This is a genomic window from Solidesulfovibrio sp. C21 (assembly GCF_047785625.1).
GTDB lineage: Bacteria > Desulfobacterota > Desulfovibrionia > Desulfovibrionales > Desulfovibrionaceae > Solidesulfovibrio.
The window spans coordinates 1-22,318 of the sequence record NZ_JBLODY010000051.1 but is presented as its reverse complement, the minus strand read 5'-3'; the positions used below and the strand labels follow the sequence as shown (position 1 = coordinate 22,318).

The 22,318-nt window shown below is 65.3% G+C and carries 20 protein-coding genes; 17 read left to right on the top strand and 3 right to left on the bottom strand.

Annotated features, from left to right (window positions below; genetic code table 11):
• Nucleotides 1-4 precede the first annotated feature (4 nt).
• The 3 genes from ACMZ6R_RS14410 to ACMZ6R_RS14400 all read left to right on the top strand — a co-directional run bounded on the left by ACMZ6R_RS14410 (nt 5) and on the right by ACMZ6R_RS14400 (nt 3,587).
• Nucleotides 5-730 carry a flagellar hook assembly protein FlgD gene (locus ACMZ6R_RS14410; protein ID WP_416112648.1) on the top strand — a complete coding sequence of 242 codons (726 nt, stop codon included), beginning with the start codon at nt 5-7 and terminating at the stop codon, nt 728-730.
• A gap of 34 nt (nt 731-764) precedes the next feature.
• Entirely contained in the window at nt 765-2,414 is a 1,650-nt protein-coding gene (locus ACMZ6R_RS14405; protein WP_416112646.1) for a flagellar hook protein FlgE, read from the top strand.
• Between the two features lie 279 nt (nt 2,415-2,693).
• The gene (locus ACMZ6R_RS14400) at nt 2,694-3,587 is read left to right on the top strand and encodes a flagellin (protein WP_416112644.1); all 894 of its coding nucleotides are present in this window, start codon (nt 2,694-2,696) and stop codon (nt 3,585-3,587) included.
• A gap of 210 nt (nt 3,588-3,797) precedes the next feature.
• On the opposite strand, the gene rnc is transcribed toward ACMZ6R_RS14400, so the two are convergent.
• Nucleotides 3,798-4,499 carry a ribonuclease III gene (rnc, locus tag ACMZ6R_RS14395; protein ID WP_416112642.1) on the bottom strand — a complete coding sequence of 234 codons (702 nt, stop codon included), beginning with the start codon at nt 4,497-4,499 and terminating at the stop codon, nt 3,798-3,800.
• A gap of 217 nt (nt 4,500-4,716) precedes the next feature.
• On the opposite strand from rnc, the gene ACMZ6R_RS14390 reads away from it, so the two are divergent.
• Nucleotides 4,717-5,784 carry a phosphotransacetylase family protein gene (locus ACMZ6R_RS14390; protein WP_416112640.1) on the top strand — a complete coding sequence of 356 codons (1,068 nt, stop codon included), beginning with the start codon at nt 4,717-4,719 and terminating at the stop codon, nt 5,782-5,784.
• A gap of 193 nt (nt 5,785-5,977) precedes the next feature.
• Here ACMZ6R_RS14390 and ACMZ6R_RS14385 read toward each other — a convergent pair whose 3' ends face one another.
• The gene (locus tag ACMZ6R_RS14385) at nt 5,978-6,274 is read right to left on the bottom strand and encodes a hypothetical protein (protein ID WP_416112638.1); all 297 of its coding nucleotides are present in this window, start codon (nt 6,272-6,274) and stop codon (nt 5,978-5,980) included.
• Between the two features lie 117 nt (nt 6,275-6,391).
• Here ACMZ6R_RS14385 and ACMZ6R_RS14380 point away from each other — a divergent pair, with 117 nt between their 5' ends.
• Both ACMZ6R_RS14380 and ACMZ6R_RS14375 read left to right on the top strand, forming a co-directional pair.
• Nucleotides 6,392-9,577 carry a tetratricopeptide repeat protein gene (locus ACMZ6R_RS14380; protein WP_416112636.1) on the top strand — a complete coding sequence of 1,062 codons (3,186 nt, stop codon included), beginning with the start codon at nt 6,392-6,394 and terminating at the stop codon, nt 9,575-9,577.
• Nucleotides 9,578-9,617: 40 nt separating this feature from the next.
• A complete protein-coding gene (locus tag ACMZ6R_RS14375; RefSeq protein WP_416112634.1) occupies nt 9,618-10,520 on the top strand; it encodes a pseudouridine synthase family protein in 903 nt (300 codons plus the stop codon).
• Between the two features lie 6 nt (nt 10,521-10,526).
• Here ACMZ6R_RS14375 and ACMZ6R_RS14370 read toward each other — a convergent pair whose 3' ends face one another.
• Nucleotides 10,527-10,706 carry a flagellar biosynthesis anti-sigma factor FlgM gene (locus ACMZ6R_RS14370; RefSeq protein ID WP_416112632.1) on the bottom strand — a complete coding sequence of 60 codons (180 nt, stop codon included), beginning with the start codon at nt 10,704-10,706 and terminating at the stop codon, nt 10,527-10,529.
• A 171-nt stretch (nt 10,707-10,877) separates the two neighbouring features.
• Between ACMZ6R_RS14370 and ACMZ6R_RS14365 the strand changes: the two genes are divergently transcribed.
• The 11 genes from ACMZ6R_RS14365 to ACMZ6R_RS14315 all read left to right on the top strand — a co-directional run bounded on the left by ACMZ6R_RS14365 (nt 10,878) and on the right by ACMZ6R_RS14315 (nt 21,918).
• Complete coding sequence (locus ACMZ6R_RS14365; protein ID WP_416112630.1) at nt 10,878-11,558, top strand: LexA family transcriptional regulator; 681 nt, start codon at nt 10,878-10,880, stop codon at nt 11,556-11,558.
• A 75-nt stretch (nt 11,559-11,633) separates the two neighbouring features.
• Nucleotides 11,634-11,798, top strand: coding sequence for a hypothetical protein (locus ACMZ6R_RS14360; protein WP_416112628.1), 165 nt, complete (start codon nt 11,634-11,636; stop codon nt 11,796-11,798).
• Between the two features lie 382 nt (nt 11,799-12,180).
• A complete protein-coding gene (locus ACMZ6R_RS14355; RefSeq protein ID WP_416112626.1) occupies nt 12,181-13,326 on the top strand; it encodes an MFS transporter in 1,146 nt (381 codons plus the stop codon).
• A 30-nt stretch (nt 13,327-13,356) separates the two neighbouring features.
• Entirely contained in the window at nt 13,357-13,752 is a 396-nt protein-coding gene (locus ACMZ6R_RS14350; protein WP_416112624.1) for a flagellar basal body-associated FliL family protein, read from the top strand.
• 21 nt (nt 13,753-13,773) lie between these two features.
• Complete coding sequence (locus ACMZ6R_RS14345; RefSeq protein ID WP_416112622.1) at nt 13,774-14,418, top strand: histidine phosphatase family protein; 645 nt, start codon at nt 13,774-13,776, stop codon at nt 14,416-14,418.
• Nucleotides 14,419-14,523: 105 nt separating this feature from the next.
• Entirely contained in the window at nt 14,524-14,970 is a 447-nt protein-coding gene (locus ACMZ6R_RS14340; RefSeq protein WP_416112620.1) for a hypothetical protein, read from the top strand.
• A gap of 78 nt (nt 14,971-15,048) precedes the next feature.
• On the top strand, nt 15,049-15,702 hold the full coding sequence (locus ACMZ6R_RS14335) for a lactate utilization protein (RefSeq protein ID WP_416112618.1): 654 nt from the start codon (nt 15,049-15,051) through the stop codon (nt 15,700-15,702).
• Between the two features lie 33 nt (nt 15,703-15,735).
• The gene (locus ACMZ6R_RS14330) at nt 15,736-16,449 is read left to right on the top strand and encodes a hypothetical protein (protein ID WP_416112616.1); all 714 of its coding nucleotides are present in this window, start codon (nt 15,736-15,738) and stop codon (nt 16,447-16,449) included.
• Nucleotides 16,450-16,630: 181 nt separating this feature from the next.
• Nucleotides 16,631-17,935 (top strand): HDOD domain-containing protein, encoded by a 1,305-nt coding sequence (locus tag ACMZ6R_RS14325; protein ID WP_416112614.1) that lies wholly within the window; start codon nt 16,631-16,633, stop codon nt 17,933-17,935.
• Nucleotides 17,936-17,966: 31 nt separating this feature from the next.
• Nucleotides 17,967-19,370 (top strand): sigma-54-dependent transcriptional regulator, encoded by a 1,404-nt coding sequence (locus ACMZ6R_RS14320; RefSeq protein WP_416112612.1) that lies wholly within the window; start codon nt 17,967-17,969, stop codon nt 19,368-19,370.
• 88 nt (nt 19,371-19,458) lie between these two features.
• Nucleotides 19,459-21,918: a CBS domain-containing protein gene (locus tag ACMZ6R_RS14315; protein WP_416112610.1), complete on the top strand. Its 2,460-nt coding sequence runs from the start codon at nt 19,459-19,461 to the stop codon at nt 21,916-21,918.
• Nucleotides 21,919-22,318: the final 400 nt, after the last annotated feature.

Here is a 22,318-nt window from a genome sequence, read left to right as displayed (position 1 = left end):
AGCCATGAGTTACGTCAGCAGCATCCTCGGCGCCGATAAGTCGACCACGTCGACCACATCGAAGACAGGCGCGGCCAGCCTCGGCCAGGACGCCTTTCTGCAACTGCTTGTGACCCAGTTGCAGCATCAGGATCCCCTGAGCCCCATGGACGACAAGGAGTTCGTGGCCGAGCTGGCCCAGTTCTCCAGCCTCGAGCAGCTCACCGAGATCAATTCCGGCATCGATAACCTGGCCACCCTCAACGAGAAGTCGCAGGTTATGGGCGCGGTCAACTTCATCGGCAAGACCATCGAGGCCACCGGCACCGCCGTGAGCCTCACCAAGGGCAAGGCCACCTCCGTGACCTTCACCCTGCCCGAGGATGCGCAAACTTGCATGGTCAACGTGCTCGACAGCGCGGGCACCATCGTGCGCACCAAGGACCTTGAAGCAACGAAAGCCGGGGATGTGGAATTTACTTGGGACGGCAAGGATTACGACGGCAACGTCTGTGACGACGGCCAGTATCAGATCGCGGTGACCGCCACCAACGCCGACAGCGAAGTCATGAAGGTGTCGAGCACCATGAGCGGCACCGTGGTCGGCGTCACCCAGCAAAACGGAACGTACTACCTCAATATCGGTAACGATCGGTACGTGGCTTTCAACGATATCACCAATGTGGTCGACAAGACCCCGACGAAGACCAGCGATTCAGGCAGCGATTCAGGCAGCAATTCGGGCTCCTAGCCGCGCGGACACGGGACGAAAGGAGGAGGTTTATATGGGCGTTGGATTAAATACCGCCATGTGGTCGGGAGTGTCCGGTCTGATGGCCAACTCGACGAAGATGACCAGCATCGGCAACAACCTGGCCAACGTGAATACCTACGGCTTCAAGTCGGCGCGCACGGACTTCGTGACGCTCATGAGCGCCACCATCGGCACGGCTTCGGGCGTGGATCAGGTCGGACGCGGCGTGCGCGTCGGCTCCGTGGTGACGGATTACTCCCAGGGTGGCCTCGAAACTACCAGCATCAACACCGACATGGCCATCAGCGGCAACGGCTTTTTCATGGTCAAGCAGAAGAGCTCGGTGGGCTCCAACGGCAAGATGCTCAATACCGGCAACCAGACCATGTATTACACCCGGGCCGGCGACTTCCACTTCAACGAGAACGGCTACCTGGTGAGCACTACCGGACTGGCCGTACAGGGCTGGAAGGTGGATCAGGACAAGCTCGACACTGCCAATGCCTCTGGTTCGACCCTGAGCAACACCCCGATCACCGGGCAGATCCGGGACATCGTCCTCGATTCGTACTCCAGTCCGGCCAAGGCCACCACCAGCGTTACCGTCATCACCAACCTGGATTCCGATTCCACCAGCGCCACCACCCGCGACTCCAATGCCGGGTCCAGCTTCTACGCCATGAGTGCCACCTGGGATGGCTCCAAGGACCCGGCCATGGCCTCCACTGCCTACGATTATCAGACCACCGTCAAGGTGTACGATGCCAACGGCTCACCCCATACCCTGACCACCTACTACGACAAGATCAAAAATAAGGACGGGAAGGAATACTGGGAATACTCCGTGACCTGCAACCCGTCGGAGGACGGCCGAGTGGACGCCGCGGGCAACCCCCTTGCCAATACCGCGGTGGCCGGCCTGCTCATGGTCGGCACCATGACCTTCGACTCCTCGGGGTCCATGGAAAACATGAGCGCCTATACGCTGAAGGCCAGCAACGCCACCGCCGGTGCCTTCGACCCGGATACATGGAGCGTGGCCGGCATCTCGTCCAGCGGCTATCCCGAATTCACGGCCAACTTCAAGTCCGTTTCCAACGGCAGCTTCACGGACCAGAGCGGCGCCACCAACATCTCGCTCAACCTCGGCATGCGTTGCACCACGGGCTGGGCCACCGGCACCACCCTGGGCGACATCGACCCGACCGATCCGACCACCCTCGGTTCCTTCAACCCGGCGAAACTGAAGATCAACAGCAACGTGACCACTAACTACGCCACGTCCTCCTCAACGGTGTTCAGCTCCCAAAACGGTTATACCGCGGGGCTTTTGACCAGCGTCTCGGTGAACAGCGACGGCGTGCTGACCGGCACCTTCTCCAACGGCGTGAGCCTGCAACTGTGGGTGCTGGCTCTGGCCAACTTCACCAACCTGCAAGGACTCGACAACGCCGGCAACAGCCTCTACACCGCCACCCTGGAATCCGGCGAGGGGACGACCAACCGGCCCAACAGCGGCTCCGTGGGCTCCATCTCCGGCAACACCCTGGAATCCTCCAATGTGGACATGGCCACGGAGATGGTCAACATGATCGTGACCCAGCGCGGCTTCGAAGGTAACAGCAAGACCATCACCACCGTGGACACCATGCTCTCCGAGATTATCCAGCTCAAGCGTTAGTCCCGTCCCTTCTCCTTGCCTGCGCCCAAGGCCGCCCCTGTCCGGGGCGGCCTTTTTTCGTCGGTCGGAAAACCTTGCCCGGCTCCCGGTCCGGCCGTGGCCGCCCGGGCGCGGCAATGGCGCGGGAGAATTGACTTTCGCGGGAGGCATTTTTTTCCCGCACCTTTGAATTGGATGTGTATCATACTGTTATTCATTTGGAAATGAGTGTTGGTACGGTGTCTGCTTAATCCTAGAAAAACCAACAAGGAATGTCTGGTTGCAACAAGGAGGTTTTTTATGGCCCTGACCATCAACACGAATATGATGGCGATGAACGCCGCCAGGAACTTGTCCAATTCCTATGGCGCCCTGTCGACCTCGACCCAGCGCCTGTCGTCGGGCCTTCGCATCAACACCGCGGCCGATGATGCCGCCGGCCTGGCCATCCGTGAACTCATGCGCGCGGATATCTCCACCCTCAACCAAGGGGTGCGAAACGCCAACGACGCCATTTCCATGATCCAGACCGCCGACGGCGCGCTCCAGGTCGTGGACGAAAAGCTCATCCGCATGAAGGAACTGGCCGAACAGGCGGCTACCGGCACGTACACGTCCGATCAGCGCCTGATCATCGACTCCGAATATCAGGCCATGGCTTCGGAAATTACCCGTATCGCCATGGCGACCGACTTCAACGGTATTTATCTCTTGAACGGCAACCTTTCCGGCGCCGAACACGACGGTACCGGCATCAGCTCCGTGGGCAAACTCAAGGTCCACTTCGGCACCGGCAACTCCAGCGCCGAGGACTACTACTACGTCCAGATCGGCAACTCCACGGCTTCCGCCCTGGGCGTGGGCATGGGCGCCGTGTCCGGGGCCTCCGGCCGCAGCATCTCCACCCAGGCCCTGGCCCAGAAGGCCCTCGACGCCCTCCAGTCGGCCATCGTCTCCAAGGACAAGATTCGCGCCAACCTGGGCGCCTTGCAAAACCGCCTGGAAAACACCGTTTCCAACCTGCAGATCCAGGCCGAGAACCTGCAGTCGGCCGAATCCCAGATTTCCGATGTGGATGTGGCCACGGAGATGACCAATTTCGTGAAGAACCAGATTCTCACCCAGTCGGCCGTGGCCATGCTGTCCCAGGCCAACTCGCTGCCGAAGATGGCCATGCAGCTTATTAGCGGCTAGGCCTGACGCGCGGAGTGCATCATGAAAAAGGACCAGGGAGGCGGGGACTGCGGACGTCGGTCCCTCCCTGGTCCGATGCGATTTGCTGGCGGCAGCGGCAAAGAATTGACGCCGCTTCGCAAGCGCCTTGGCCCGGGCTAAAGTAATGCGCCGCCCCCGGGCGGATGTCCTCCGGGGACCCCTCGGCGGACGAAGCGCCGCTTCTTCGGGCTACCAGGTCGCGGTGGCGTCGGCGATTTTTTCCAGGGCCAGTCTGGCGGCCATCTGTTCGGCCTTTTTCACGCTTTTTTCCACGGCTTTTAGCGTGCGCCCGTCCGGCAGCTCCAGGCGCACGGTAAAGCGCTTGTCGTGCTCCGGCCCCTCGCTGCCGAGCAGGGTGTAGACGGGACGCGCCTTGTGGACCTTCTGGGTGTATTCCTGAAGCCGGCTTTTATAGTCCCGGGTTTTGGGGGCGACGGTCCTGACCGGCCAGACCTCGGCAAAGGTCGTGTCCACGAAGCGTTTGGCCGCTTTGTAGCCTCCGTCCAGAAAAAGCGCGCCGATGACGGCCTCGAAGGCGTCGCTCAAAAGCGACGGCCGGGTCCGGCCCCCCTGATTTTCCTCCCCCTTGCCGAGCAGGATGTGGTCCTCCAGGGACAGGCGCAACGCCATGGCGGCCAGACTCGATTCGTTGACGAGCTGGGAGCGCAGGAGCGTCAACTCGCCTTCCGGGGATTCCGGAAAGCGGGCGAAGAGTTCCTCGGATACGGACAGCTCCAGTACCGCATCACCCAGAAATTCCAGACGTTCGTTGTGTTTGGCGGCTTCGCCGCGTTCATTGGCATAGGAACTGTGGGTCAGCGCCGTGGTAAGCAGTTCAGGCCGGGCGAAAACATGCCCCAGGGCGTTTTCCAGGGCGGTGGCTTCAGACATTGGGCAGGCTCCGGATGGCGGCGGGTCGTGACATGGGCAGGGATATTAGCGCGTTCGGACGCCGTTTCCAAGGCACGGGCCGAACGTGATCGTGTTTTTACGCTCTCCCGGGCCAATTGTCTTGATTATCCCGGCCGGCGCAGGCATTTTATGGCGAGGACGTTCGTGATCGGCGCCAGGCGCGGCGGCTGCGGACGAGCCGCACAGGAGGGCAGTCATGGCTGGACTGTATGTTGGCGCGACAGCCGGATATTCCGGTAAAAATATGGTGGTCATGGGGCTTGGGCTCCGGTTCCAGAAGGAAGGCTACTCCGTCGGCTACTTGAAGCCGGTGGGGGCGATGCCGCGCGAGATCGACGGCCGGCTTTGGGACGACGACGCCTACCACGTCCAGCGCATCCTGCGCACGAACGAGGAACCCGAAACGTTGACCCCGGTCATCGCGTCCCATGATTTCCAGGTCAAGGCGTTTCGCAACCAGACCGGCGACGTCATGGGGCTTATCCGCGCCTCCTACGAGAAAGTCTCCGCCGGCAAGGACATCACCATCGTCGGCGGCTCGGGCGGCATGCACACCGGCAAGTACTGCAACGCCGACGGCGTGCGGGTGGTGCGTGAGTTGGGGCTTACGGCCGTGGTCATCGACCGCTATTCCAAGGAGCTCAACTACGATTACCTGCTCGTGCTCAAGGAACAGCTCGGCGACCATCTGGCCGGCGTCATCTTAAACGACGTGGCCCAGAATTTCCTGGACGAGACCCAGACGCTCATCGCGCCCTTTTTAAGCGACCGGGGCATCCGGGTGCTCGGCATCATTCCCAAAGACCCGCTGATGGGGGCGATCAAGGTCTCGGATCTGGCCGACCGGCTCGGCGGCAAGGTCATTTCGGCCCACCACAAGGCCGACCGCATCGTGGAGAATTTTCTGATCGGCACCATGCAGGTGGAAAATTTCATGACGCATTTCCGGCGGCAGAAAAATTCCGCCATCATCGTCGGCGGCGACCGCTCCGACGTCCACCTGGTGGCCCTGGAAGGCGACAGCCCCTGCCTGGTGCTGACCGGCAATCTTTACCCCAACGACATCATCCTCACCCGCTCGGAGGTCCTGGAGATCCCCATCATCGTGGTGCGCGAGGATACCTACACCGTGGCCAAAAAGATGGAGACACTCCTTTTGCGCCACAAGCTGCGCGACGAAATCAAGATCCGCCAGGGGGCGCAGCTGATAAACGCCAATCTCGATTTCCCCCTGCTGCTCGATATTTTGGGCCTCAAGCGTTAGCGAAGAGGCCAACGAGGATGCGAGAGGGGGACCCTTTTTGAAAAAAGGGTCCCCCTCTCGCGTTCTCCCCTCCTAAAAACTTTTAACGATTACAGCTGGGTGACGATAACACCCTGTAGCCGCCAAAAGTCTTTTGAAAGGGGGGCCGGGGGGAAACTTTTCTACAGAAAAGTTTCCCCCCGGCGTCTTCCCCCTAATTGCGTCGATGTTCGTGGCAACTGATGAGGAAGAGCGCGGCGCGAAGGCGCAGCACCTCGCGCGGGGCCCGGTCCATGAGGGCGTGTCCCGGCATGGGGTCCATGGTGGCGAAGGAGGTCGCCTCCCGGGAGGGTCGGTCGGCGTAGCGCATGGTGGCCAATTCGGCCAGGGCGGCCTGGACCTCGTTGCGTTCCCGGGCGAAGGCTTCAGTCAAGCGGGCGGCGTGTTCGGGCCGGTGGATATCGAGAATGCGGTCGGGTTGTTCGTGGCGGATGACGGCGGCGTCTTTCATGGCGGACTCCTTGCCCGGTTCTCTTCGGCCGTCCGGGCGCGAGTCTTAGGGAGGGGCGGTCGATTTTTCCTGGCACGAAAGCTGCTTTGTGTCTGGAAAACGCAGGGAAGCGCCATCGTGAAAGAGCTTGTAACGATTTTCCGCCTGATTCACCCCGCCCGGCTGCTGCTGGTGTTGCTGGCCATCGCGCCGTGCTGGCTTGGCGCGTCGGCAACCGAGGCCCTGGCGACCGACGCGGCCCAGGCCGCCGTGCGTGAGCCGCAGCCGCCCCAGGTCGACCCGTTGTCACCCGGCGCATCGGGCGATGAAACCGTCGCCGGCCAGGGATTTCGGGTGGAGCTGGCCAAAAGCGCGCCGCCCGCCGGGACCATGCGGGTCGGCGGCGCGGCCTCGTTCGCGGCCCGTCTCTTTGACGGCGACCGGGAGCTGGACCGGGAAAACTACGTCTGCCGCTGGCGTTCCGACACCGAAGCCCGGTTTTTGGAAACCGAGGGGCCTTTCACCAACACGGCTGTTTTTTTGCGTCCGGGACGCCAGCGGGTCTGGGTCGAGGTGGTGCCCCGGTCCGGCCCGTCCAAGGGGTTGGCGGCGGTTTCCGCTCCGGTGGAGCTGGACGTGGCCCAGCCGGCATTTTCGCTTGCCGTGACCCCGCCGTCGCCGCTTGTCGGCGAGGAGACGACGGTCGCCATCCGGGACTTTCCGATCCATGACGGCGTGGAATTTCGCTGGGACCCGTTGCCCGCGTCGGCCAGGTTGGTGCGGGTGGGCGAACGCAGCCTGACCTTTTACCCCACGGCGGCCGGGGAGATTCCCGTGCGCGTGTCGGCCACGGCCGGCGCGGGTACGGGCGATGCGGCGGATCTGGGTGCGTCCACGGCCCGGGTGCGGGCAAAGGAATACACTGTCGCCGTGGCCGATAAGGGGCTTACCGGGCCACCGGCCACGGTCTGGCGCGAGGGCGAGGGGCCGGTTGCGGCCTCGGGCGTGGCCGTGCGGCAAAACGTGCGGCTTCTGGCCCGGATTTCCCCGTCCCCGCACAATCCGCCCCTAGCCTATGCCTGGAGTTTGTGCCAGGGCGCGCGGGCCAGGGGCGGGACGGACGGCCGGGAGATCGAGGCCTCGCGCGACGCCCTGGGGACGTGCAAGGCTTTGGTCGAAGTCCGCGACGCCAGGGGCCTGCTCCTTGGCCGGGGGGAGGGCGGGTTTACCGTTTCCGTCTCCCAGGACGAACTCGACACGGCCGTGGCCAACGCCCGCGAGACGGACAGGCTCACCCGGGCGGCGACCGATGCCTGGGAGGCCGGCGATGCGGCCGGGGCGCTGGCGGCGGCCGGACAAGCCGTGCGCAAAAGTCCCCATGATGCGTCGGCCCTGACCGCGTATGACCGCATCAGCCGCGACAAGGCCCGTCTGGACGAAGCCTTGGCCAAGGCCGACGCGGCCCTTGGCGTGGACGATTTCGGCGAGGTGGCGGCCATGCTCGGCGAGGCGGCCAAGGTCTGCCCCCGGGCCGGGGCCATCGGGGCCATGCGCCAGGCGGCGGCCGCCCGTCGCGCGATCCTGGCCAAGGTGGCGAAACTGCTGGCCGAGGCCCGGGACAAATGGGACGCCGGCGCGGTGGATGACGCCTTGCGGCAAACCGGCCTGGCTCTGGCCCTCGATCCGAACCATGCCGCGGCCAGGGCCGAGCGCGAACGCATGGTGGCCGACCGCGACAGGCTGCTCGCCGCGCTCAAGCAATCCGCCGGCTACCTTGCGGCCAAGCGCTTCGACAGCGCCGACGAGGCGCTCGCCGAGGCGCGGGCCATAAGCCCCCGTTTTCCGCCCATCGCCGAGCTGACGCGGGCCATCGCCGCCCGCAAGGACAAGGCCTGGCGCATGGACGAGCGTCTGGCCCGGGCCCGGGACCAGTGGAACGCCGGGGACGTTGACGGGGCTTTGGCGACACTGACCGAGGCGGCCAACCTTGATCCCGAACATGCCGGTGCGGCCGGGGCCAAAAAGAAGTTGGGCCAGGCCCGGGAAAATCTCGCGTTGGCCGAGGATCGGGCCGAGGCGGCCTTGCGCGACGGGAAAATCGACGCCGCCAAGGCGGCCCTGGCGGGTGCGGCCAGGATCAACCCGCGCCATGCGCGCCTTGGCCGGTTGCAGGCGGCCCTGGCCCACCGGGTCGACCGCAACCGGCGTGTGGCCGGGCTCGCTTCCGAGGCCGAGCGCCGCAGCGCCGCCGGCGATATGGACGGGGCGATTCTGGCCTTAAACGACCTGCTGGCCCTGGTCCCGACCGACGCCAGGGCGACAGCGACCCGTGATGCGCTCGTGCGCGCCCGCGACGCGGTCAACGAAGCCCTTTCCCGGGCCAGGGACGCGCTGGCCGCCGGCCGCTTCGACCTGGCCCTCGGGGCCGTGGCCGAGGCGCAAAAGGCCAATCCCAAACTGCCGGCCCTGGTCGGCTGGCGCGACAGGATCCAGGCCGCCCGCAAGCAGGCGGAAACCGAGGCCGCGTCGCGTCTGGCCACGGCGGAAAAGCTCTTTGCCAAAAAGGACATCCCCGGGGCGGACGCGGCCTTGCGCGCGGCCCGGGAGGCGGGGCCCATGCCGGCGGCCCTGGCCGGCAAGGCCCGGGACCTGTCCCGGCGCATCGAGGCCGGGCTGGCCCGCGAAGCGGCCGGCCGACGCGAGCAGGCCAACCGCGTCCAGACGGCCGCCCAGCCCACCCGGGGGGCCGACGCCGACCGCCGCGCGCGTTGCGCCGCCATCGGCCGGCAGGCCGCGGCCAAGCGGTCCCAGGGCGATCACGCCGGAGCCATCCGCGACTACCAGTCCCTGCTCAACCAGTGTCCCGACACCTGCCAGGCCTATAATAATGTCGGGGCCTCGCTTTTTTCCCTGGGCTACGCCGCCGAGTCCCTGCCCTGGTTCGACGAGGCGGTCAAATGCGCACCGGACGAGCGGCTTTACCGGGACAACGTGGCGCTCACCCGCAAGCGGCTGGCCCAAAACCACCGTCCCGATCCCGAGAAGGCGGCGACTTGCCAGGCCACCTTCGAGACCGCCGAATCCCGGCGCGTGGGCGGGGATCTCTCCGGGGCCATGGAGGGGTACCGCAGCGTGGTCGCGGCCTGTCCGGATTTTTGCGCCGCCTACAACAACATGGGGCTGGCCCTGCACAAGCTCGGCCAGACGGCCAAGGCGCTGCCCCTTTTCGAGCGGGCGCTTCGCTGCAATCCCAGGGACAATCTTTTTCGGGATAACTACGAGCTGACGGTGCAGCGCCTGCGCACGGCCGAGCGGCGGCCGTGACGCATTGCGTTCCGGCCGGGTGGGCGGCTATGCTTGGCCCATGGAAAACGACGATGCGGGTATGGTCGAGGCCGTGGTCCCCGGGGAACTGGCCGGTGAGCGCCTGGACCGGGCGGCGGCGCTTGTGCTGCCGGACACGGGCCTGCGCGGCCGGCGGCGTCTGATCGAGGCGGGACGGCTGCTCGTGGACGGGCGGCCGAAACCTGCCGCCTACCGGGTCCGGGCCGGGGAAAAACTTGCCGCCCGCATCGTCACGCGTCCGGAAGGGGAGTTTCGGGCCTCGGACATCCCGATTCTTTTCACCGATGCCGCCTATGCCGCCGTGGCCAAGCCGGCCGGGCTCCACAGCGCCGCCATTGCCTGCGGCGGCGGCCAAAGCCTCGAAGCCCTGCTGCCGGATATTTTTCCCGGCCGGGAGGCGATGCTGCTCTCCCGCCTGGACAGGCTCACCTCGGGCATTGTGCCCGTGGCCTTCGACGCCGTGGCCGGGGAGGGGTACCGCCGCCTGGAGAACGCCGGCCAGGTGGCCAAGACCTACCTGGCCGTGGTCCACGGCGGCATAGCTTCCCCGTTCGTGGTGGATTTTCGTCTGGACATGGCCGACCGGGCCAAGACCCGGGTGGGCCGGACCGCCGATCCCGATCCCTTGCGCCACACCCATGTTGTTCCGCGCCGGACCGAAAGCGGCCTGACCCTGGTCGCCTGCCGCATCGCCAGGGGGGCGCGACACCAGATACGGGCCCATCTGGCCGCCTCGGGCCATCCCCTGGTCGGGGACCCGGTCTATGGGCGGGGAGAGGGGCCCCGGCTCTATCTGCACTGCGCCAGGCTCGAAAGCCCGGTGCTCACGGCCGCACACGAACCGCCCTGGTCGCTTGCGGAAGCGGCTCGGACAGTCGGAAGCGATGCGCTGGGAAAAAACGCGGAAAAGGAGTGCGAATAAGGCCGGCTACTCGGCGTCGGTGCCAAGTGCGTCGAGCAGGCCCTCAATGATTTCGTAGCGTTGGATGAGGTATGTGCCGGACTCAACGCGGCGCTTGAGGTCCGCGATGCGACGGGTGCGGGCGGCCGGGTCCTCGCGGGGCGGGGCCGCGCCTGGCGGGCGGGAAGTGCTTTCTGGTACGGTCATGGCTGACATCCTTGTCTGCGCCGTCCGGCTGTTGCCGGGAAGGCATTTTGCTTCGTCAAACTTATCGGCCCTTGCCGCGGGGAACTTTAGCATGTCGGGAAAAATCCATACCGTGCCCCGGCGGCAAAAAAACACTTGCCCATTTTGGTCGGGCCGTTTATAAGAATAAACATGATGCAACGACATGACGTCGCGCCCGCGAGTTCAGGGGGGTTCGAGGGGTTTTTCGCCCGGGCCTCGCAAGCGGCGGGCATCGTTTCCCAGGCCGAACTGGCCGCCCTGCTCGGGGTGCACCGTTCGGCCGTGACCCAGGCCAAGAAAAAGGATGCCGTGCCCAAGTCCTGGGTGTTGGCCGTTTCCCGACGGACGGGGGCCGACGCCGACTGGCTGGAATACGGTCGGCCGGCCAGGGCGGTCGCCCGGAGCGGGGAGGCCGATGACGGGCCGTATGTCGGCGTGCCCAAGGTCCGGGCCAGGCTTTCGGCCGGCGGCGGTTCCTTCGAGACCCGGGGCGAGGTCGAGGTTGTCCTGCCGTTTCGACGGGACTGGCTGCGGCGCAAGGGCAATGTCTCGGGCATGGTGCTTATGGATGTCGTCGGGAACAGCATGGAGCCGGATATCCACCACGGCGACACGGTGCTGATCGACCAGGGCCAGACCTCCATCGTGGCCCATGGCGTCTATGCCGTGGGCGTCGAGGATACGGTGCTGGTGAAAAGGGTGGAAAAACGCCCGGGCGCGCTGGTGCTTTTAAGCGACAACCGGGATTATGCGCCTATTGTCCTTTCCGGCGACGAACTCGACGCCTTGCGGGTCATCGGGCGGGTGTTGTGGGTGGGGCGCGAGTTGTAGGGGGAAATTTTTTTCTCCGCTGTGTTTATACTTATAAACTAATTGTTGCGCGGTTGCGCAACACGGAGGCACATCATGCAACGTCGCTATTGCCGCTGCGGCATGTCGATCCTGGTGGAATTCAAACCGACCGGTCCGACCTGGCGGGCGCTATTTTTCCGGCCGAGCCGCTTGTTTCGGGCCCGGCTGTCGCGCTGCCCCCATTGCGGCGAGCCCCTGGACATCGACCGGCTGTCCTAGGCGGCTGATTCGTTTTGAAAATGAAGCCGCGCGAGGGGGAACCCTCGGAAACGGGTTTTCCCTTCGCGTGCGCTTCCCTTCCGAAACGCTTTGTTGTGGCGGGCGCCTTGTGGGGCTTCCCTCAAATGGCTGGTCGGACCCTTTCCCGGCGCACTACCGAGCAGGTCAGCGGTCATCGGACCCGTCGCCGTAGGGCGGCCTTCCCCCGATCGGTCGTCCGGCGACGTTCCCCGTCCCGTGGCCGCATACCCCACGCCTTCGGCGTCGCACCCGCTCCCGCGACGCCGAAGGCATTTGTCACGGTGCGGCGGTTTTTTACTTTCCTGCGGCAAGCATTGTGCGTATACTAACAGTTGGCGCGTCGCCACAGGGAGCATGACACATGGGGAAATGGACACTTTTCGTGTTGTATGCCGCCACGGTCAGCGGCATCTCCTCCATTTACGCGCCCCAGCCTCTGCTGCCGGTCCTGGCTTCGACCTTCGGCGTGTCCGAGTCCACCGCCGGTCTGACCATCACCGCCACCATGCTGCCCCTCGGCCTTGCCCCGCTGGCCTACGGCTTCTTTCTGGACGCGGTGCCGGCCCGCCCGCTGATCGGCATTTCTCTGGCCCTGCTGGCCGTCTGCGCCGGCGGCTTGTGCCTGGCTCCCAATTTCGGCTGGTTTCTGGCCGTGCGCGTGGGGCAGGGGCTGCTCGTGCCGGCGCTTTTGACGGCGCTTATGACCTATCTGGCAACCGCCGCGCCGCCCTCCCAGGTGCGACGGGTCATGGCCGCCTATATCGCGGTCACGGTGTTCGGGGGCTTCTTCGGCCGTTTTTTTTCCGGACTGACCGCCCAGGCCTTTGGCTGGCGCATTCCTTTCGCCGGACTGGGCATTTTTCTGGCCCTTTGCGCCGCGGCCTGCCTGACCCTGCCGCCGGATGCGCGCACGGCCTTTTCGCCCATCCGCTTGGCCTATGCGCCGCAGGTGCTCAGGAAACCCGGGTTTGCCGCGACATACGCCGTCGTCGCCCTGCTTTTCTTCGTGTTTTCCGGCATGCTCAATCTGCTGCCGTTTCGCCTGGGCCACCTTTCGGGCGGCTATTCGCCGCTTCGCGCCGGAATCATGTATTCCGGCTATCTCATGGGCATCATCGTCAGCCTCACCTCTCATCGGTTTTCCAGAAAATTCGGCGGGCCGACCCGGGCCATGAGCGTTGGCGCCGCCATTGTCATCGCGGCGGCGGCCGTTTTTTCCCTTCCCGCCCAGTCGGCGATCTTCGCCAGCGTCTTCGTGCTGTGCTCGGGCATGTTTCTGGCCCATTCCGTTGCGCCGGGCGTGCTCAACGGCGCGGAAAACGAGCACAAGGGACTTGTCAACGGCCTTTATATTTCCTTTTATTATTCGGGCGGGTCGCTTGGGACCTATCTGCCCGGGCTCATGCTCGCCGAATTCGGCTTTTTCGCCGCGGCCGGGCTGCTTCTCTTGTCGGCGACCGCGGCCACGTGTATCGCCCTGCGGTTGCGCACGACGGCGTTCCGTTGACGGCGGCCGACGAAAGGCGGAGATAAAGGCATGCGACGACACTTTGCACTGTTTCTTCTGGCCGCCAGCCTGCTGTGCGCGCTGCTTGCGGCCAGCATAGCCCCGGCGCAGCAGGGGGGGACGTTTGCCAGGGGCGGCACGGCCGTCTACTCCGGCATCGACGTCAACGTCGCCGACGGCGCGCGTCTGGCCCGGCTGCATCTGGCCTTCGAGGCCCAGTGCATAAGCGAGGAGGCGGCGCGCATGGCGGCAAGCCCGGAAACGCGCGAGGCTGTCTTGCTTTTTTTGCGCGAGCGGACCGTGGCCGAGTTGTCCACGCCCCTGGGCAAGCGCGCGTTTAGGCGCAACCTGCTTGCGGTCATGAACAAGGCCGTGGGCGGTCCGCGCGTGGTGCGCCTCTATTTTCTGCAATTCGTCATTGAATAAAGGGAGAAGGGATACTCCGCCATGCCGCTTTTCCGCCTGATCCGTCACGGACAAAGCGCTTCCAACGCCGGGCATGTGACGGACTATCCCGACACCATCCCCCTGACCGACCTGGGCCATGGGCAGGCCGCCCTGGTGGCCTCCTGCTTCCGGCGCGCGCCCCGGCTGATCGTTTTTTCCTCCTTCGACCGGGCCGTGCAGACGGCAACGCCCCTTTGCGAGCGTTTCCCCGAGGCGCCCGTCGCGGTATGGCCGGTGCAGGAGTTCACCTACCTGGCGCCGCGCCGCTACATGGGCACGACACGCCCGGAGCGGGGCGAGGCCGTGACCGCCTATTGGAAGCGCCTGGACCCGCGCTGGCATGATGGCGACGGGGCCGAATCGTTCGTCAATTTCTGGGACCGCGTGGAAGCCTTCATGGAGCGGGCCGCCGGGACCTGGGGGCCGGTGGTCGTTTTTTCCCACGGCCAGTTTCTGCGCGGCGTGCTGCTGCGGGTGTTGTCCGGGCCGCTCGGGGCCCAGGAAGCCATGGTCCGCTTCCGGGCCCTGCGTCAGGCCGTCAGCTGGCCCAACGCCGCCATGGCCGTGCTGGCGCTCTCGCCTTCCATGCCGCTTGTCGGTCCGGTCACGGCCGGACATTTGCCGCCGGAAATGCTCTCCACATAAAAAACCGTTGTCTTTTTGCACAATCCATTGAATCGGTGTCCCGCTTGCTCTACAACATTGGCGCAACAAAAAACGCCCGCCCGGACAACCGGAGGGAGAGGTGAGATGACGCAAAGACGAAAGGCACGATCGGCCGGCATGGCGGCCATGATCGGGGCGATTGCCCTGGCGGCCCTCCTTTGCGTTCCGTCGCGGGGATTGGCGGTCAAACGGGCCGGGGCATTCTGGTCCGGGCTCTCGCGCGAGCAGAAAACCGACCTGATCCTTGGCATCTTCGACGGCTTCAACCTCAACGAGAACATTTTGGGGATCACCCTCAAAAACGAATACACCATCTGCACCGACATCATGGAAAGCATCATGCGCCAGTCCGACGCTTTTTTCGCCGGCATGCCCGCCGGCAAGATCGTCACGGCGCTGGATACGTTTTATACCGACAGGAAAAATAAAAATATTCCTGTGTCTTGGGGCTTGTGGGTGGTCGTGCGCCAAAATCGCAAGGACCCGACCGTGGGGGATTTTCTGGGCGAATTGCGCGCCTTGTATCCGTAGGGTCGCGCGCCTTGCTTTTTTGCGCCGCGCGATTAAAAGGTCTTGCGCCGACGGACCGGGCGGCGCAAAGGAGACGGCATGCAGGCACCTATCGAAACGTACTACGCCAAACGCCTCGAAGATGTGGCGCAGGCCCTGCGGGACAATCATTTCAAGGCCCACGTCGTAGCCGATGCGGCGGCGGCGCGAGACCTCTTTTTGAAAGAAATCCTTCCCGCCGCCGGGGCCAAAACAGTGGCCTACGGCGGGTCGGGCACCATGCTCGCAACCGGCCTGCCAACGGATCTGGCCGCCATGCCGGATATCGACGTCATCGATCCCCTGGATAAGACGCTCACCGCCGAGCAGGCCTATGAGCGGCGGCGGCAGGCGCTGTTGTCCGACCTCTTTCTCACCGGCACCAACGCCGTGACCGAGGACGGCATGCTGGTCAACCTGGACATGATCGGCAACCGGGCCTGCGCCATCGCCTTTGGCCCCAGGCAGGTCGTGGTTTTTGTCGGCCGCAACAAGATCGTGCCGGACCTGACCGCCGCCATGTGCCGCATCAAGGAATACGCCGCTCCGACCAACGCCATGCGCCTGTCGAAGAAGACGCCCTGCGTGCTCACCTCCCGTTGCGAGGACTGCGGCAGCCCGGAGCGTATTTGCAACGTTTGGACCATCACCGAAAAGTCCTTTCCCAGGGGACGCGTCACGGTGATATGCATCAATCAGGATTTGGGACTGTAACAGAGCCGCTTGCGGCTAAACGAGGGTCCGGCTTTGGCTTGGAAGAAGATACCCCCCGAGGCGGATTATTTTCACTGCGAACCCGGTACGGAGTACTATATCTGCGAGGAGGGGCTTGTCGTCGAGGGGCGCTACCTCCAGGACGGCGACGCCAATCTGGATAAGGCCATCTGGCCCACGGTGCAGGGAAGCCGGGCCTATATCCGGGTGCGGCGCAAGGGCGTGGACAAGAAGTTCCAGCTGGTGCGCATTTTCGCGGAGCTTTTTCCCGATCTGCTGGGGGGCGAGACCCAGGTGCGCACCCGCAAGGGCGCGTTTACCCTGCGCGTGGAGGCCGACGTCCGCGAGGCCGAGTCGCCCCACCGACCGGCTGCCGCCAAGCCGCACCGGGAAAAAGCCCATCGGCACGAGCACGAGGAGGCCGTCGAGGAACAAAGCGAAGTCGATGAGCCCGGCCTGGTGGACGAGGACGAGGACGAGGAGGCGACAACCCCGCTTTCCGACGCCCGCATCTGCAAGGTGTGCAACCTGCGCAAGCGCGCTTCGGAGTTCAGCCCGCGCGACGACATGTGCATGGACTGCTACATGGGCCGCGACGAGCTGCTCAAGGAAATCATCGCCCGGCGTCGCCGCAAGAACCGGACGGCCACGCCCCGCGCCAACGAGGAAGGCGGGTCAGGCGGGAATTCCGACGAGAGCATGGACTCCTTCGGGCGTATGGATTTTCGCATCAACCTGCCCGAATAGGGCCTGTCGGTTTTCCTTTGGTGATCCCATTGCGGGGCGGGCGGTTCACGGTTCCTGGAACCGGCCGTCCGCCCCGTGCCGTTTCGTCGTGGTGCTCCTGGCTTTCTTGACAGCCTTCCCCAATCCCTTATGATCGTCGGATAGTAGGAATGCATCGCGTTGGCGCGGGCTTGGGGGACAATTGGTCAGATGCAACGTTTCCGAATTGCGGGAGGGCATGGTCCTGGCCGAGGATGTGCTCACAGCCGGCGGGCGTTTTCTCATGCCCAAGGGGACGACGCTTGACCATGGTCACCTGAAGTCCTTGCAGGCCTGGAACTTAAGCGCCGTATCCGTGGCCGCGGCAGCCACGCCGCTTGCGCCAGGGGCCCGCGACGATGGCGCGGTCGCGGCCGGGGAGGCGGCTGAAATCGTCGTGCGGGAGCGGCTTTGCCGGCTCGACTGTGAGCACGAGGCCGGACGGGTGCTGTGGCGCCTGGCCCTGGAACGGGAGACGCGCCATCGGTTGGCCGGGGACGCTGTATCCCCCGGTCAGGGCGAATCCGGGCCGCACCGCCCGGGCGACGACACCGTGGGCCGCCCGGAAGAGCTGCCGCCGCCGCTGTCCTCGCCCGAGGCGCTTTTGCGCGACGAGCCCAAGCTTGTCTCGCCCCCGGAAGTCTACCTGCGCATAAACGATGTCCTGCGCGACCCCATAAGCACTGTCGAGGACGCGGCCGAAAGCATCCGCCATGACCCGAGTCTGGCCGCCAAGCTCCTGCGCCTGGTCAACAGTTCCTTTTACGCCCGCACCCTGCGGGCCGTGCGCGGCCGCTTTCCGGCCAAGGTGGACAGCCTGTCCCGGGCCGTGATGGTGGTCGGTGGCCGCCAGCTCGCCACCCTGGCCCTGGGCGTCTCCGTGCTGCCGCTTTTCCAGGACATTCCCCCCCACTGGGTCAACATGCGCGTGTTCTGGGAGCACAGCGTGGGCTGCGCCGCCGCCGCCCAGGCCATCGCCGGGGCCTGCTCCCGGGGCAATCCCGAAACGGCCTTCGTGGCCGGCCTGCTCCACGACATCGGCCGCATCATCGTTTTCAAGCAGGCCTCGACCCACATGGCTGCCGCCATGCGCCAGGCCGCCGCCGCCAGGGAACCGCTTTATAAGGCCGAACGCGACCTGCTTGGCTTCGACCACGCCGCGCTTGGCGGACATCTGCTCCGGAAATGGCAGTTCCCGGCCAATCTGGAAAAGATGGTCCGCTACCACCACGACCTCGGGGAGCCGCTTTTTATCGACGAGCCGGCCGTGATCCATCTGGCCGACTGCGTGGCCACGGCCATGGGCTGGGGGGCCAGCGGCAACCGCCATGCGCCGCCGCTCGATCCTGCCGCCTGGGAGGCTCTGGGGCTGACCGGCGAGGAGTTGACCCGGCTGGTGCCGGTCATGGAGGCGCGCCTGGCCGAAACCATGCACAGTTTTTTTCCGGACAGGGATGGACGGCCATGAGGGCCCGGCGGCAAGACTACCTGGAGCGGTGATGCCTGCGCGCATTCTGGTCATCGAAGACGACGCGGCTTTTCAGGCCATGCTGTTGGAGGCGCTTTCCTCCAAGGGCTACGATCCGGTCGGCGTGGGCTCGGCCGAGGAGGGCGTGGCCCGGGCCCGGGCCGAAGCCTTCGACCTGGTCATCACCGACGTCATGCTGCCCGGCATGGACGGCATCGAGGGCCTGTCCAGGATTAAGGAGGCCAGCCCCCGAAGCGAGGTCATCGTCATGACCGGCTACTCGGCCCGGGAAAAGGCCTTGCAGGCGGTCAGGCTCGGGGCCTACGATTTTTTCACCAAGCCCTTTTCCCTGGCCGAAATGGAGGTCGTCATCCACCGGGCCTTGGAGCGCCGGGAGCTGGTGATGGAGCTCTCCCGCCTCAAGTCGGCCATGACCGCCGGGCGCGGACCGGTCATCGTGGGCCAGTCGCCGGTCATGCGGGACGTGGTGGACATGGTGCGCCGGGTGGCCCCGCTCGATTCCACGGTGCTCATTACCGGCGAATCCGGCGCGGGCAAGGAGGTGGTGGCCGACGCGGTCCAGGCGCTGAGCCTTCGGGCGGACGCCCCGTTTATCAAGGTCAATTGCGCCGCCATTCCGGAAAACCTGCTGGAATCGGAGCTGTTCGGCCACGAGAAGGGTGCGTTTACCGGCGCTGTGGCGCTCAAAAAGGGCAAGTTCGAGCTGGCCAACGGCGGCACCCTCATGCTCGACGAAATCGGGGACATGCCGCTTTTCCTCCAACCCAAGCTGTTGCGCGCCGTGGAGCAAAAGCAGATCGAACGTGTGGGCGGGGCGCGGCCCATCGATATCGACATCCGCATCATCGCCGCCACCAACCAGGATCTCCAGACCCTGGTCGCCGAAAAGAAGTTCCGGGCCGATCTCTACTACCGCCTGAGCGTGGCCGCCATTCCCCTGCCGCCGCTGCGCGACCGCAAGGAGGACCTGCCCCTTCTGGTCGGGCATTTCCTGGAACGCATCAACCCGCGCGTGGGCGTCAATTTGCGCGGCGTCTCCCGCGAGGGCATGCAGCTCCTGTATGCCTGCGACTGGCCGGGCAACGTCCGCCAGCTGGCCAATGCCCTGGAACGGGCGGCCATTCTCAGCTCCGGGGATGTGCTGACCGCCGCGGAAATCTCCCGGGCCCTGGACGGCACGCCCCGCCGCCCGCCCGAGGAAGCGCAGGCGCCGGTGACCGCCGACCGGATCGGCAACCTGCGCCAGACGCTCCAGGATATGGAGCGCGGCATGATCGTGGCCGCGCTGCAAAAATCCGGAGGTTCCCAGAAGGACGCAGCCAGGCTTTTGGGGGTCAGTCCCAAAAACCTGTGGAATAAGATACAAAAGCATCGCATCGGCACGGCCGACTACGGCGCCCTGCCGGCTTCCTGATCGTTTTCGGCCTTGCCGCAGCGGCGAAAATCGGGCATCGCCCCCTGCTGACTCCCACCACGTTGCGTACGCTGCCCGAGGAGGTTTCATGGGCGACAGACGCTTGGCCGAAATCGTCTCACCCGACGTCATCGCCATTGCCCCGACCGAGACCATGCGCGCGGCCCTGGCCGTCATGCGCGACCACGGCATTTCCTGTCTCGTCGCAACCGAGGACGGCGCGCCCGTCGGCATCGTCACCGAGCGCGACATCCTGTGGGCGGCGGCCCATCGCGGCCTGGATTTCCCGGACCGGCCCGTGCGCGACGTCATGACCGCGCCGGTGGTGACTGTGGCCGGGGACACCGTGCTTGTCGATGCCTACCATCTGATGGTCAAAAAGCGCCTGCGCCATCTGGTCATGGTGGATGCGGCCGGCAAGGTCGGCGGCGTGCTGACCCAGTCGGATCTGGTCGCGGGGCTGGGCCATGAGGGCCTTTCGGAAATAAAGCCCGTCGGTGCCATCATGACCCGCGACGTGGTGACCGCGCCGGGGGGCATTTCCGTGCGCGAGGCCGTCGGGCGCATGGCCGGGCGGTCCATCTCCTGTCTGGTCGTGGTCCGCGACGGCCGTCCGGCCGGCATCATCACCGAGCGCGACGTGGTGCGGCTTTTGGCCGACAATCCCCGGCTCGGCCGGCTGACGCTTTACGACATCATGAGCTGCCCGGTGGTGTGCGTGGAGGCCGACCGGCCCCTGTTCGAGGCGGCCATGCTCATGAAAAAGCGCCGCATGCGCCGCCTGGTGGTGGTCGATGACGACCGCCGGCTGCTGGGGCTCGTCACCCAGTCGGACATCGTGCGGGGCCTCGAAAGCCGCTACGTGCGCAGCCTCAAGTCGGCCCTGGACGAGAAGGAACAGGCGCTGCGGCACGTGGGCGACTGCCTGGGCGAAAAGACCCTCTTTCTCGACAACCTGCTGCGCAGTGCCGAAACGGGCGTCATCGCCGCCGACGAGCACTGGCGCGTCACCTATGTCAACCCGGCGGCCGAGGACATCTTCTCCATTTGCGGCACGGCCCTTGTCGGCAGGGACCTCCGCGAGGTGCACGTCCAGTACGGCGTGGACCTCGGGTCGCTGGCCCGGGGGCTCGACGCCATTTCCTCAAGCCGCAGCCACGAGTTTTCCTTCTCCCTTCCCGCGGACGACGGGCCCCGCCACTATGCCGCCCGGGCCTCGGGCATCTACGACACGCAGGGCGCGCCCGTCGGCTTCATGCTCGTGGTGCGCGACGATACCGAACGCTGTCGGGCCGGGGAGCATCTCGAACGCCTCACCCGCAACCTCGAGAGGCTCGTCATCGAACGCACGAGCGACCTGACCGCAAAGGCCCGGGAGTTGACGGAAGCCAACGAACGCCTGCGCGATATGGACGCCATCAAAAGCGCCTTTCTCTCCTCGGTCTCCCACGAACTGCGCACGCCGCTGACCTCGCTTCTGGGCTTTTCCAAGCTTATCGGCCGGGATTTCGGCCGGCATTTTCTGCCCCTGGCCGCCGGCGACGCCGCCCTGGCCAAGCGCGGGGCGCGCATCGTCGAGAACCTGCGTGTGCTTGCGGCCGAGGGCGAGCGCTTGGCCCGGCTGTTAAACGACTTTCTCGACCTGTCCCGCATCGAGTCCGGCCGCATGGAGTGGCGCGACCGTCCGGTGGACCTGGCCGAGGTGATCCGAAACGCGCTGGCCGCCGTGTCCGGGCTCTTCGCTTCCCGGCCGGAGGTGGACCTGGAGTCGCGGCTGCCGGAAGTCTCGCCGGTGGTGGTGGCCGATCCGGACCGGCTGGAGCAGGTCCTTTTGAATCTCATCGGCAATGCGGCCAAGTTCACCGCCGTGGGCGCGGTTACGGTGATTCTCGACGAGCCCCGTCCCGGTCTGGCCCGGGTGTCGGTGCGCGACACGGGACCCGGTATCGCCCCGCAGGATCGGGAACGCATCTTCGATAAATTCCGCCAGGTCGGGCGCGACCCCGAGGGCTCGGCCCCGGCCAAGGGCACGGGCCTGGGCCTGGCCATCTGCCGGGAGATCGTGACCCATTACGGCGGGCGCATCTGGGTGGAACCGGCCCCGGCGCGCGGGGCGGCCTTCATCTTCGAATTGCCCACCACCGCGTCCGGGCACGCGGGCGCCTCCGCCTCGTCGGGCAAAACGCGGTTGCGGGAAAAACCGCTGGTGCTCGTGGTCGACGACGATCCGGCCGTGTCCTCGTTTCTCATCCAGTTTCTGGAAGGGGAGGGCTACCGGGTGGCCTCGGCCCATGACGGGGAATCGGCGCTGGCGGCGGCGGAAAAGCTGCGCCCCGGAGTGATCACCATGGATATGGCCATGCCGGGCATGGACGGCCGGGCGGCCATGGAGGCCTTGCGCCGGGACCCGGCCCTGGCCGCCATCCCCATCCTGGTCATCACCGGGCATGGCGACGCGCCGCTTGCGGCCGCCGACGGGGTGCTGCCCAAACCCCTTGATCCCGACAAGCTGCTGACCGCCATCGAGAAGCTTTTGGCCCGCAAGTGAGGCTCCGGGGGGCGGGCAAACCCTTTACAACGGGACGGGGATGCTTATCTTAAAGGCGTAAGGGGAGCGGTTCTCCAAGCGATATGGGAGCAACGGAAACGGAGGGCAGCGCGAAATAAACAATATCTACCATACCCAGCGCATCGAGGCGCGATTTTCCGAGATTCGCCAGACGTCCTAGGAAGAGTTCCCGAAGCAAGCTTCGGAACCGGTTGTATAAGCAACTCCTGCGTCGACGGCGAATCTCTTTTTATATGGTTCGTTCGAAAGATTCCGGGGGGAAACTTTTCTGTAGAAAAGTTTCCCCCCGGACCCCCTTTCCAAAGACTTTTACCGGTAACAGCTTGTCACCGTTGAAAGTTTTTGGGAGGGGAGAGCGCGAGAGGGGAACCCTTTTTTC